The following is a 12,988-nucleotide window of genomic DNA, read 5'->3' on the forward strand; positions in this document are numbered from 1 at the left end:
GTCCGGGTTGCGTCGTTAAAGTAGTTGATTCTCATTCAGGCTGACAGCCGCAATTCTATCTCCGGCTGTAGCGACGGCCGCGCTGATTCCGCCTGCATTCACCGCGATAAAAAGAACGGAAGATAACCATCCGATGACCACGGCGCGGGCAAACTCAAATTCACTGCAACCATGCCGAGCACGACCGAACCAGCGTACGCGAATGGACTGATTTCCTGAGCCCCCTCAACGGCGTCACTCATGTCCAGTCCTGCCGAGAAAGATAAATTTGTTTCTCTTTTACCGAATTCACGATTGTCTGTTCCCATCCCGCCTCGCCATGAGGAGCGCTTCGTCACGACGTGCGGGCGGATGGTGACGATGATCCGTCCGTGACGGGGGCAAACAAGCCGGTCCCCGGCGAGAGCACGTATAAGCCGCCCAACCATCGCGCGGGGAATGCCGGGATGTCTCGGCTGAACCTGTGGTTCCTGCCGCCTGCATCTTTTTCGCAGGCGGGCCATGGGCGCGGCCAGCGCCCGGCATTCCCCGCGTCCTCTGTTCTCTGGAGGGCGGAACGAACCGGACAACTCGGACGCATCGCGCGCCGCGCGGCCGTTGCGCATTGCGGCTGACGCCGCGCGCGGGCGAAGCGGCGCCGCGGCGGACCTTCGGCGCATCCGACCGGTTCCCCGGGCGAGGAGCAGGTGCCGCTCGATGAGTTCTCCGGAACAACATGAATTCTCGTTTAGTCAGCAACGTTTTGTCGACCCGGCACGTTTGATGGACAGCAGCAGCGCCGCTCCCAGCCATTTCCGACCCAGGGATCACGTCCATGAACGTCAGCGAATTCGTTTGGCATCGTTTGTCCGAATGGGGCCTTCATCGCGTGTACGGATATCCCGGCGACGGCGTGGGCGGTCTCGACGTCGCGCTCGACAAGGCGCAGGACGTGATGAGCTACGTCCAGGTCCGGCATGAGGAGATGGCCGCGTTCATGGCGTCGGCGCATGCGAAGTTCACCGGACAGGTCGGGCTCTGCTACGCCACATCGGGCCCCGGTGCGATCCATCTGCTGAACGGGCTCTATGATGCCAAGATGGATCACGTGCCGGTGGTCGCCCTGGTCGGCCAGGCCGCGCGCGCCTCGATCGGCGCGAGCTATCAGCAGGAGGTCGACCTCAAGACGCTGTTCAAGGATGTCGCCGAATATGTGGAACAGGCGACCGTGCCGGAGCAGGTCCGCCACCTCATCGACCGCGCCGTCCGCATCGCCCATAGCAGGCGCGCGGTGACCTGCATCATCCTGCCCAAGGATCTGCAGGAGATGGACTACGAGGATCCGCCGCTCACTCACGGCACCACGCATACGGGCCTCGGCTATGCCGGGCCGGCGCAAGTTCCTGACGCATCGCCGCTCCGTGCCGCGGCCGACGTGCTCAACAGCGGCCGCAAGGTCGCCATACTGGTCGGCGCCGGCGCGCTCGGGGCAACTGACGAGGTAATCGCGCTCGCCGAGCGGCTGCAGGCCGGCGTGGCCAAGGCGCTGCTCGGCAAGGCCGCCCTGCCCGACGATCTTCCGTTCGTGACCGGCTCGATCGGCCTGCTCGGCACCAAGCCGAGCTGGGACATGATGAAGTCGTGCGACACGTTCCTGATGGTCGGCTCGAGCTTTCCCTACAGCGAGTTCCTGCCGAAGCCCGGTGACGCCCGCGGCGTGCAGATCGACATCGACGGCACCCGGCTCAGCCTGCGCTACCCGATGGAGGTCAATCTCGTCGGCGACAGTGCGGCGAGCTTGCGCGCGCTGCTGCCGCTGCTGGAGCAGAAGCCGAAAGACAGCTGGCGCAGCGGGATCGAGGACGGCGTGCAGGACTGGTGGGGGACGCTGGAGCGCCGCGCGATGGACTCCGCCGATCCGCTCAACCCTCAGCGCGTATTCTGGGAGCTGTCGCCGCGTCTGCCCGACAACGCCATCGTCACCGCCGATTCCGGCTCGGCCGCCAACTGGTACGCGCGCGATCTGAAGATGCGGCGCGGCATGAAGGCTTCGCTGTCCGGCGGCCTCGCTTCGCTCGGTGCCGGCACGCCTTACGCGCTCGCCGCCAAGATGGCCTATCCCGAGCGCACCGTGATCGCCTGCATGGGCGACGGCGCGATGCAGATGAACGGCATCAACGTGATGATCACGATCGGAAAATATTGGCGCGAGTGGAGCAATCCCCGCCTCATCGTGCTCGTGCTCAACAATCGCGATCTCAACCAGGTCACCTGGGAGGAGCGCATCCAGCTCGGCACCGGCAAGACGCTCTCGACCCAGAGCATTCCCGACTTCGCCTATCACCGCTACGCCGAACTGATCGGTCTCAAAGGCATCTTCGTCAACGATCCCGATCATGTCGGCGCCGCCTGGGACGAAGCGCTATCGGCCGATCGGCCGGCGATCCTGGAAGCCTACACCGACCCCAACGTGCCGCCGCTGCCGCCGCACATCACGCTGAAGGACGCCAAGAACTTCATCAGCATGATCCCGTCTGAGCCGGAGCTCGCCAGCGTTCTCAAGAACAGCGCCAAGGAGTTGGTGACCAGCATTCTGCCGGGAAAAGACTGATGCTCTCCGCCGTTCCGATCGAAAGCCTCCGCGTCGGCGCGTTTGAGATCCCGACCGATCTCCCCGAGGCCGACGGCACCATCAGTTGGACATCGACCACCCTGGTGCTGGTCGAAGCGTCCGCGAGGGGCAGGATCGGGACCGGCTACACCTTCGCGCATGCGTGCATCGGCCGCCTGATCTCGGACACGCTGGCGCCGCTGGTCGAAGGTGCCGACGCTCTCGCGCCCGAGCGCATCTGGGCGGCGATGCAGCGAGCCATCCGCAATCTCGGCCGGCAGGGTCTCGCCGCGACCGCGATCTCGGCGATCGATACCGCGCTTCACGATCTGAAGGCGCGGCTGCTGGATCTGCCGCTGTGCACGCTGCTCGGCGGCGTCCGCCATGACATTCCCATCTATGGCAGCGGCGGCTTCACCACTTATTCGGACGACCAGTTGCGCAGGCAGCTCGCCGGCTGGGTCTCGGAACAGGGCTGCGCCTACGTCAAGATGAAGGTCGGCTCCCAGCCCGCGCGCGATCCACATCGGGTCGAGGTGGCAAGACTCGCCATCGGCGAGCGCGCCGAGCTGTTCGTGGACGCCAACGGAGCCTACAGTGCGAAGAAGGCGCTCGAGCTCGCGCAACCGTTTGCCGACCTCGGCGTGAGCTGGTTCGAGGAGCCGGTATCGTCGGACGATCTGCCGGGCCTGCGCCTGGTCCGCGAACACGCGCCTCCCGGGCTCGACGTTGCCGCCGGGGAGTACAGCTACACGACCGATCAGGTGCGGACGATGCTGCAGGCCGACGCAGTCGACGTCCAGCAGGCCGACATCACGCGGTGCGGCGGCGTCACCGGCTTTCTGCAGATCGCGGCGCTCTGCGACGCCTTCCATACCGATCTCTCCGGCCATTGCGCGCCTGCCCTGCATCTGCATGCCGCCTGTGCCGCGCCGCGACTGCGGCACCTCGAATGGTTTCACGACCACGTTCGCATCGAGCACATGCTGTTCGATGGCGCACCTCGGCCCAAGGGCGGCGTGATCGCGCCGGACCTGGGCCGTCCCGGCCATGGCCTCGTCTTCAAACACGCCGACGCAGTGTGCTATGCGGTGAGTGCGGCATGAGCAGCAACAATGATTTTCTGGTCGGAGCCGGCGTCGTGATCTCGGCGCTCGCCGCCACTACGCTGCTCCAGCGGCCGGCGAAAGCGAACCGGCGCAGGCGCGTTCCGGCCCTGACAACACCGATATCACGTCCGCGGCCCGGCGCGTCGGTGCGCGCAGCACGGCGGCTCAACCGCGCCGCGGGCATGCTGGCCGCCTCGGTGCTCGCCGACAGCAGCGTCGAGCACTATCGCGGCTCGTTCAATAACAAGGCGATGTATACGCCGCTGGTGGTATCGGCGCTGACCTTGGCAACCAGCGCGCATGGTACCGCAGACAGGCGGCCGTTCGCGCACCTGCTGCGCGACGGCGGCTACCTGCTGGCCGCGGCCACCGGGCTGATCGGCACGGGGTTTCACGTCTACAACGTCACCAGGAAGGTCGGCGGCTTCAGCTGGCAGAATTTGTTCTATGGGGCGCCGCTCGGCGCCCCGATGGCCATCCTGCTCTCGGGCCTGCTGGGCTTCTGCTCGGAGCGCGTGCGCGAGACCAGCCGGTCGCGGCGGCCGCATGTGTTCGGCCTGCCGGCCGCGCGCACGATCGCCGCGGTCACGGCCGCCGGCCTGCTCGGGACGTCAGGCGAGGCCGGGCTGCTGCACTTCCGCGGCGCCTTTCACAACCCGTTCATGGCAGTGCCCGTCACCCTGCCCCCGCTGGGCGCGGCGATGCTGTTCAACGTCGCGGCGCGCGACCCGGACAGGACCCACGACCGGCGGCATCGCCTCACGCGCGCCTGGATGTGGCTGCTGGCGGCGATGGGTTTTGCCGGCGTCGGCTTCCACGCCTACGGCGTGTCGCGCAACATGGGCGGCTGGCGCAATTGGAGCCAGAACGTCCTCAACGGCCCGCCGCTGCCGGCGCCGCCCAGCTTCACGGGGCTCTCGCTCGCCGGCCTCGCCGCGCTTGGACTGATGAGGGAGCATCCCGATGCATGATCAGCCGCGCCCTTCAAGCATCCCGAACCGCTATCCGGACTACGACGTGCTCGCAAAGCGCGACGGGCCATCGTGGAACGACAAGACGCGCGAGGTCGTGGCGCAACGGCTGGCGATCACCGCGACGCCGCTGTTCTTCTCGGCCGGCGAATTGCAGATGGTTGAAGCGATCGCCGCGCGGATCGTTCCTCAGCCCGCGGTGCGCCCGGCCATCCCGGTAGCAGCGCTGGTCGACCGCAAGCTCCACGCGGGCATCTCCGACGGCTATCGTCCCGCTGGAATGCCGAGGGAACGCGAGGCATGGCGGCGGGGTCTGCGCGCGCTCGATGTGGAGGCGCGCAATGCCTACGGCCAGAGCTTTGCCTCGCTTGCGGAGCCCGAGCAGGACCAGCTGTTGCGCCGCGCTGAGGCGGCGGAGCTGAAAGCGCCCGACTGGGGCGGCATGCGCTGCACGGATTTCTTCAAGCGCCGGCTGCTGCACGATATCGTGCTGGCCTATTACTCGCATCCCACCGCATGGAGCGAGGTCGGCTGGGGCGGACCGGCGAGCCCGCGCGGCTATGTCCGTCTCGACGACAACGCGCGTGACCCCTGGGAGGCGGCAGAGGCAGGACCCGGCAGCGAGGCCGAAGCCGCGAGGATCAACCGCCATGTCCGATGATCCGCTGCAGACGCCGCGCGCGCGACAGGGCCGTGCGCCGGACGTGTTTCGTCCGGGCGGCTGGGTGCCGATGCGCTGCCATCGCGACGACGAGCCGGTCGATTTCGTCATCGTCGGCACCGGCGCCGGCGGCGGCACCTTGGCCTGCAAGCTCGCGGAATATGGCTTCTCGGTCGTCGCGCTCGATGCCGGCCCGTATTTCCGTCCACTGGAGGATTTTGCCTCCGACGAGGCCGAGCAGACCAAGCTGTATTGGACCGACGACCGCCTCGTCGACGGCGCCAATCCGTTGCAGCTCGGCAGCAACAACAGCGGCAAGGCGGTGGGCGGCTCGACCGTCCACTTCGCGATGGTCTCGCTGCGTTTCCGCCCCGAATGGTTCAAGTCCCGCACCCTGCTCGGCTACGGCGCCGACTGGCCGCTCGACTGGCGCGAGATGTGGACCTACTACACCGAGGTCGAGCAGGCGCTGAAGATCTCGGGCCCGATCACCTATCCCTGGGGGCCGAAGCGGCCGCGCTATCCGTATCGCGCCCATCCGCTCAATGCGGCCGCGCGCGTGCTCGCCCGAGGGTGCGAGGCGCTCGGCATCTCCTGGACCGAGACGCCGCTCGCCACGCTCTCGGCGCCGCGCGGACTCGCCCATCCCTGCGTCTACCGCGGCTTCTGCGTCGCAGGATGTTCGACCAACGCCAAGCAGAGCGCGCTGGTGACATGGATCCCGCGCGCGCTGGCTGCCGGCGCGGAGATCCGCGACCTGGCGATGGCCGGTCGGATCGAGGTCGATAGTGGCGGCCTCGTCAGCGGCGTTCACTATCACCGCGAGGGTGGCTGGCACTTCCAGCGCGCGCGCAACGTGGTCGTGGCGGGCTATGCGATCGAGACGCCGCGGCTGCTGTTGAGCTCGGCAACCGACCGATATCGCGACGGGCTCGCCAACAGCTCGGGCCTGGTCGGCAAGAACCTGATGACACAGTCGAACCAGGCGGTGTGGGGCGTGATGGACGACGAGATCCGCTCCTACAAGGGGCCGCCATCGCTGGCGATCACCGAGCATTGGAACTACCAGGACTGGGACAAGGACTTCTTCGGCGGCTACGCCTATATGAGCCAAGGGCCGCTGCCGCAGCTCTGGGCCAATACGCAGGCGCAAGCGCGCGGATTGTGGGGCGCGCCGCTGGTCGGAGAGATGACCAGCTACAATCATGTCGCCGGCCTCAAGATCGTCGGCGAGATGCTGCCGCAGGAGCGCAACCGCGTCACGCTGGCCGACGAGGTCGATCAATACGGCCTGCGCATTCCCCGCGTGACCTACTCCTGGTGCGACAACGACAAGCGCCTGATCGATCACGCACTGGGGTTCATGCACCGCGCCCTGCAGGCCGCCGGCGCGAAGGACATCTGGGTCCAGGAGGACGATACCTGCCATCTCAATGGCACGGCGCGCATGGGCGACGATCCCAGGACCAGCGTCGTCGACGCCGATTGCCGCAGCTGGGACATTCCCAATCTGTGGATCTGCGACGGCTCGGTGTTCCCCACGGTCGGCGGCGTGAACCCGTCTCTGACCATCCAGGCCATCGCCTGCCGTACCGCAGACCGGATTCGTGCGGTGGCACGCCGGGGAGAGCTCACGCGCAGGCGAGGCGCACAGACGAAGGTGGCGACCCATGCAACATAAGCTGCTCAACGGCGGCGGCGGCCTGCGCACGTTCGCGGTCGTGCTGCAGACCGGCGACGAGGCCATGGAGTGCCTGCGCCGATTCGCGCGCGAGGCGCGCCTCGAGGCCGCGCAGATCACCGGCATCGGCGCGTTCGAGAAGGTGAAGCTCAAATATTTCGACTGGGGCGACCGCGAATATCTCGACAACCCGGTCGACGAGCAGGTCGAGGTCGCCTCGCTGGTCGGCGACGTCGCGCTGGCGCCCGATGGCGAGCCGTCCGTCCATGTTCATCTGGTCGTCGGCAAGCGCGACGGCTGCGCAATGGCCGGGCATCTCGGATCGGGCCATGTCCGCCCGACCCTAGAACTCATCATCACCGAAGCGCCGGCGCATCTGCGCAAGGTCCACGACCCGGACTCGGGCCTCGCGCTGATCCGGCTGGATGCATGATGGGACTCGGTCGGGCGTTCGCGCTTGCCTTCGGACGCGGCTTAACCGCCACGACGACCGGGCAGACTATCTTGCCCGATTGAACTGGTAGGAGCCCTGGAGAAACACGCCATAACGCTCCGTCGTATATCGCAGCACCTGATTGAACGAATCGACCGCATTGGTGCTGAGATGCCACCAGCGCCCACCGATGCCGATGCGGAAATTGTCGGTCAACTGGTAGTTCAGCACGGTCTCGGCCTGGAATCCGGATCCTTGTCCCGAGGCGGGATCGCGCCCGAAGGTGAAATAGTGCGTGTCGATCGCATTCTGCGAAGTCCAGACATAGGCGGCCTCTGCCTGCCAGCTCAGCCGGTCCGACAGCCGCGTGTCGAGTGAGACACCGGCCCGTCCGCTATGCCAGCGATCCTGCTCGGTCACCACCTTCACGCCTGCCCCAAGAGCCGGACTGCAGATCGTCGGATTGCCACCCACCTGGGTGCAGCCCCGCGCGTCGACCGTTTCTGTCCAATATTGATAGCCGACGAAGGCGCCGAGCCGGAAGCGGTCCGTCTCCAGCAGGTTGAAACCGACATCGAGATTTGCGTATTGCAGCCGCCCGCCCACGCTGCTGACGGTCTTGGACGACGGATTGACGAAGGGCGCAAAGTCCTCGTCGACGAGCGTGCCCGAGCTGATCTTGCCCGCTCCGAAATAGCCCTTCAGAAACATGTTGGTGAACGGGCCGTCGAGCGCATCGACCCTGAAGAACATCTCGCCGCTGTGCCCGGTCATGCCGCCATAGGCGAGCCGGGAGACCTGAAGCGTCGCAGCCTGATCGGCGAAATAGCGGTATCGATTCTGCCCGGAGCTGAACCAGTAGCGCACTCCGGTCTCCAGCATGTAGGACGGCAGGATCGACGCGCGCGACCGCAGCGGCATATCGCCCGAGCCCGCCCCCTGGCCGCCCTGCAGCGCCGCAGGCCTGGCCCAGGCGCAACTGACAATCGAGGCGTTGCACTTCGTGACACCGTCGGCGTTGAAATCGCGCCGCAACGTGACCGTCGCGAACAAGTCCTTGGTCGTCGTCTTGACGTTGGCCAGCGTGCTGTCGACGAACCGGTAGCCGATCTCCGTTTCCAGGCTGATCTCCTTCGACCAGAGATAGCTGACCAGCAGCGACGGCAGAATCGTGTACTCCTTCAAGTCGGTCTTCGTCCCGGACCTGTACCCCGCCCGCAGCCGCGGGCTGATGGCGAGATCGGGCGTGATCGGATAGCGCGTGGCGAGATCGAGCACGTAGAACTTCGAATCCGCCAGGCTCGCGTACCGCAGCGCGCCCATGAACAGATCGCCCGGCTTGATGATGCCGTTCCCGGTCAGTTGAGCCGACAGATAATATTCGAGGCCGCTCGCCGGCGTGCCGTCGACGCCTCCGGAGGGCAGCGTGCCGGTCAGATTGGTCACCGTGGCATCGGCCGCGACCTGCCAGGTCTCGTTCAGGGGCCGCGAATAGCTCACCATCGCCGACTGGAACGTCGGCGTGCGGTCGATCGCGAGCTGCCTGATCTCGCCGGCCGTATTGAACTTCATCATGTCGTAGAGCGTGAGGAACGGCTGCCCCTGCAACGCATTCCAGGTCGAGAGAAATGGCACTCTTCGATAATCGAACGAGGCGTTGACGACCGACTTGTCCTCGAACGTATAAGTTCCTGAGAACACGGCGGCATTGAGCGCGCGGAAATGCGTGTCGTAGTCGATCAGGCCGAGCAGCGACTTGTTGGTGTCGAAATAGCGGAATTCGGCTCCGATGGCCTGGCGGTCGACGATGTTGCGGTCGTATTGCGTGATCAGATAGACCGTGGTCTCGAGGCCGCCCAGGATCTTGCCGAAGTCGATACTCGCGCCATAGAGCGTCTTGCCATCCTTGAACGGTGCGTCGAAGCGGCTCCAGTTCGGCGAGCCTGCGAGCACGTTCAGGCGCAGCCCGGGGCTCTTCTGCCAGCTCAGCACCGCGCCGTCGAAGCGGCCGATCACGCCGCCGGTGTTGCGGGACTGCCGTCCGACGCGCAGCGTCACGTCGGCCTCCTTCAGCGTGTAGTCAACCTGGGCGGTCGAGACGCCGTATTTGTCGTTTCCGGTATCGAACTGGCGCTCATGGGTGAAGGCCAGCCTGAACTTGGTCCTGATGCGATCGTTGTCGGCGGTGCCGAGAAAGTCGAAATTGGTCAGCAGCGTGTTCTGATGCACCCGGTGCGCGTCGGGATCCGCATTCGGGTTCGGCGCAATCGCCCTGTCCTTGACGGCGCTGGTCGTGTCGTTCGTGATGAAGGTGGTCGAGAGGCTGCCCGACATCGACCAGCGGGTGTCGCCGTTCGGCCCTGCCGCCTTGGTCGGCATGCCTGTCCCCATGTCTCCGCCCTCGGGCGTGACAGAAGACATGTCGCGCGGCCGCGCCGGTGCGCTGCCGGTCGCGGTGAGAAGCGCAGCGAGCCGCTGCCTCACCCGTTCGGCGCCCTCGCCGCTCGGATAGCGGCGCAGATAGTCTTCATACTCCGCCTGCGCGGCAGCGGTCTGGCCGGCCTTCTGCCGCGCCACGCCGAGCAGCTCCTGCGCCTCGGCGCTCGAGCCGTTCTCGGGGAGTTTCAGCACCTTTCGCAGGAGATCGATCGCGGCGCTGAAATTGCCTTTCTTGATCGACGCGCGAGCCTCGTCCATCGAGGCCTCCGCAAACCGGATGTCCGCCGCGGACGCCTGCTGCATCGTGCGATTGTCGTTGCGGACCGACGCCGCCGCGCCGGGGATCGCAACCGGTTTCGGCGCATCCGGAGCGGCTACGCTCGGCACCAGGGCTTTCACCTTGCACGCCGAGACCGGGCCCTTTCGGGCCACCACGATCGCCACCTGCTCGAAGCTGCCGGATTGGACGATCTGATAGGTGAACTCGCCGGCAAACTGGACGACGAGGATTGGTCCTCTGTTCTGATCGAGCGTCAGATAGACGTCCTGGATGCCGGAGCCCTGGGCGTTGTCGACACGCACGCCTTCGCGCCTGACCAGGCGGCGCGCCATGATTGCGTCCCGATCGACCAATTGCAGCGAGACGCTGAGCTGGCTGCCCTGGTCGAGCGGGAAATGCCCGGTGTAGCGGACACGAACGTGAAAGTTGACCCGCAGAAGGCTGCAGTTTCCGATCGTCGTGGCAGTTGCATTGGCGACGAACTGATCGATGACCGGCTGGGCCGGTGCAACGCCAAAGGCTCCGTCGAGCAGGATTGCGAGCAGGCCGGCCAGCAGACTGATCAGCCATCCCGCCGACCTCGCCGCCGCTGCTTGTCCGAAGCAGCCGCGCATCACCAGCCGCCTCCATTGACCCGGTGCTGCCGCTGGCGGCGGGTGATGATGGTGGTTTGCGATTTGTCAGCATAGATATGGCATGCGCCGGTGCAGTCCTTGAGCTCGGCGACGGTGTAGTCCATCGGCGCCGGCTTCACGAGCTTGGCGTGCTGCTGCGGGCGGAAATCATTGGCGTGGCAGGCGGCGCAGTCGGGCTTGTAGGCCGCGAACTTGAACACGACGGCTTGCGAATTGCCGCTGTGGCAGGCGGTGCAGCCAATGGCCGCGCTATGGTTCGGATAGCTTGCCGACATATGCCGGTAATTGACCGAGCTCCAGCTCACCGTCCGGTGGCAGCTCTCGCAGGGGACGTTGGTCACGAAGTGCTTCGGCGACTTGCCGGTGGCATTGGAGCCGTTGTGACAGCTGGCGCACGGCGCAGTCAGGCTGGTGTGATCCATCCGCGCGCCCGAGAACGACACGGTGCTCTTGTGGCAGGTCTCGCACGGCGCGCTGGTCGCGACGTGCTTCTGCGGCTTGCCCGTCGCGGCCATGCCGTTGTGACAGCTCGCGCAGGCCGCCATCGTGCCGGTGTGGCTGAACCGGGCGCCGCTGAACGTCGTCGTGCTCTTGTGGCAGGTCTCGCACGGCGCGCTGGTCGCGACGTGCTTCTGCGGCTTGCCCGTCGCGGCCATGCCGTTGTGACAGCTCGCGCAGGCCGCCATCGTGCCGGTGTGGCTGAACCGGGCGCCGCTGAACGTCGTCGTGCTCTTGTGGCAGGTCTCGCACGGCGCGCTGGTCGCGACGTGCTTCTGCGGCTTGCCCGTCGCGGCCATGCCGTTGTGGCAGCTCGCGCAGGCCGCCGTCGTTCCGGTGTGGCTGAACCGGGCGCCGCTGAACGTCGTCGTGCTCTTGTGACAGGTCTCACACGGCGCAGTGGTTGCGACGTGCTTCGGCGGCTTGCCGGTCGCGGCCATGCCGGTGTGACAGCTCGCGCAGGCCGCCGTCGTTCCAGTATGGCTGAACCGGGCGCCGCTGAACGTCGTCGTGCTCTTGTGACAGGTCTCACATGGCGCAGCGGTTGCGACGTGCTTCGGCGGCTTGCCAGGCGCGGTCATTCCGTTATGGCAGGATGCGCATGGCCCTTGCGCCGTCATGTGATTGAATCTGGAGCCGGCCTCCGTGGTGCTCGATCCGGCAAGCCCTGCCCTTGGATTGAACGTCGGCAGCAGCGACGGAAGCCGACCGGCATTCTTCGCTTCCGGCGAGTCGCTACCAGTATCGGTGGGGGGCAAGAGCCTGCCGCGGGGATCGTTCGGCAAGAGTGGTGATGTCGCGGATGTCATTCGGGACGGCGTGCTCAACGGTTGCGGCACGGACGTCGTCGCGCCGCCAGCTTTGACCGAACTGTCGGGCTTGGAGGAACCGGACGAACTGGCGGAGGCCCCTGCTTCGGACCCCGCTGTCGGGGCCGTCGACGTCGCAGCCGTGTTCGCCAGCGGCTTGCTGCTGAACAGGAGCGTCGAACTGGATGGCGCAGCGGGCTTGGCGGCAGCGCCGGCCGCAGCAGCGGCCTGAGATGCAGCCGGTGCGGCGCTCGTACCGGGTGCTGCATCGGGATTCGTTGCTGCCGTCATCGTCCGGTTGGCGGTCGAGGCCGGCGTCACCGCCTTGACGGCCGGGGCCTGAGCCGGAACCACCGACCGCGCCGTCGTGGAGCAGCCTGCTGCCGGCTTCTGCGGATCGTCGTCCCAGGTGGAGAAGTTGGCGGCGGCGCGCACGTGGCAGCATCCGCAATCCTGCGTCTTGGCGCTGTGATCCGGCCCCTGCGCACCTCTGCGGCCCTGGCTGCGATACGAGCCGTTGTGACAGCTGTCGCAGCGCGTGGCATGCACGGCAGCATGGCTCATCGTGTAGGTCGCGAAGCTCGCCGCCGTGTTGCTGTGGCAGTTTGAGCACTGCACGCCCGTCACCGGAATATGCGGCGGGGTGGTCAGGCCTTTCGCGCTCGAACCATTGTGGCAGGCGGAGCAATTGGTGTTGGCCGCAGAGTGGGTGAACGCCGCGCCGCCCCAGCTCACATATCCGCCGCTGGCCGCCTTGCTGTGACAGCTGACGCAGTCGGCGCCACCGGTGGCGACGTGGTTCGGATACGACGCGGTGCCCATGGCGCCCTTGGTGCCCTGGCCGGTGAAGGAGCCGTTGTGACAGCTGTCGCAGCGCGCCGT

8 protein-coding genes and 1 pseudogene are annotated in these 12,988 nt (G+C 66.5%); 6 read left to right on the forward strand and 3 right to left on the reverse strand.

The window, feature by feature from the left end:
• Nucleotides 1-98: 98 nt before the first annotated feature.
• Nucleotides 99-308, reverse strand: coding sequence for a hypothetical protein (locus QW863_RS05585; RefSeq protein WP_315729388.1), 210 nt, complete (start codon nucleotides 306-308; stop codon nucleotides 99-101).
• Nucleotides 309-814: 506 nt separating this feature from the next.
• Between QW863_RS05585 and QW863_RS05590 the strand changes: the two genes are divergently transcribed.
• From QW863_RS05590 to QW863_RS05615, 6 genes are read left to right on the forward strand one after another with little or no spacing between them, the layout of a single operon-like run.
• Nucleotides 815-2,590, forward strand: a complete 1,776-nt coding sequence (locus QW863_RS05590; RefSeq protein WP_315718338.1) for a thiamine pyrophosphate-requiring protein — start codon at nucleotides 815-817, stop codon at nucleotides 2,588-2,590.
• Nucleotides 2,590-3,696, forward strand: a complete 1,107-nt coding sequence (locus QW863_RS05595; protein WP_315718337.1) for an enolase C-terminal domain-like protein — start codon at nucleotides 2,590-2,592, stop codon at nucleotides 3,694-3,696. Before QW863_RS05590 ends, QW863_RS05595 begins: the two co-directional genes overlap by 1 nt.
• Nucleotides 3,693-4,670 (forward strand): hypothetical protein, encoded by a 978-nt coding sequence (locus QW863_RS05600; RefSeq protein WP_315718336.1) that lies wholly within the window; start codon nucleotides 3,693-3,695, stop codon nucleotides 4,668-4,670. Before QW863_RS05595 ends, QW863_RS05600 begins: the two co-directional genes overlap by 4 nt.
• Nucleotides 4,663-5,331: a gluconate 2-dehydrogenase subunit 3 family protein gene (locus QW863_RS05605; RefSeq protein ID WP_315718335.1), complete on the forward strand. Its 669-nt coding sequence runs from the start codon at nucleotides 4,663-4,665 to the stop codon at nucleotides 5,329-5,331. The genes QW863_RS05600 and QW863_RS05605 overlap by 8 nt, the downstream gene beginning before the upstream one ends.
• On the forward strand, nucleotides 5,321-7,012 hold the full coding sequence (locus tag QW863_RS05610) for a GMC family oxidoreductase (protein WP_315718334.1): 1,692 nt from the start codon (nucleotides 5,321-5,323) through the stop codon (nucleotides 7,010-7,012). Before QW863_RS05605 ends, QW863_RS05610 begins: the two co-directional genes overlap by 11 nt.
• Nucleotides 7,002-7,445: a PPC domain-containing DNA-binding protein gene (locus QW863_RS05615; RefSeq protein WP_315718333.1), complete on the forward strand. Its 444-nt coding sequence runs from the start codon at nucleotides 7,002-7,004 to the stop codon at nucleotides 7,443-7,445. The genes QW863_RS05610 and QW863_RS05615 overlap by 11 nt, the downstream gene beginning before the upstream one ends.
• A gap of 66 nt (nucleotides 7,446-7,511) precedes the next feature.
• Here QW863_RS05615 and QW863_RS05620 read toward each other — a convergent pair whose 3' ends face one another.
• Both QW863_RS05620 and QW863_RS05625 read right to left on the reverse strand, forming a co-directional pair.
• Nucleotides 7,512-10,778 carry a hypothetical protein gene (locus tag QW863_RS05620; RefSeq protein WP_315718397.1) on the reverse strand — a complete coding sequence of 1,089 codons (3,267 nt, stop codon included), beginning with the start codon at nucleotides 10,776-10,778 and terminating at the stop codon, nucleotides 7,512-7,514.
• Nucleotides 10,778-12,988: pseudogene (locus QW863_RS05625) on the reverse strand (hypothetical protein); the annotation flags it as partial. The pseudogene QW863_RS05625 and the gene QW863_RS05620, both read right to left, overlap by 1 nt.

Source organism: Bradyrhizobium sp. SZCCHNR1017 (assembly GCF_032381375.1).
GTDB lineage: Bacteria > Pseudomonadota > Alphaproteobacteria > Rhizobiales > Xanthobacteraceae > Bradyrhizobium.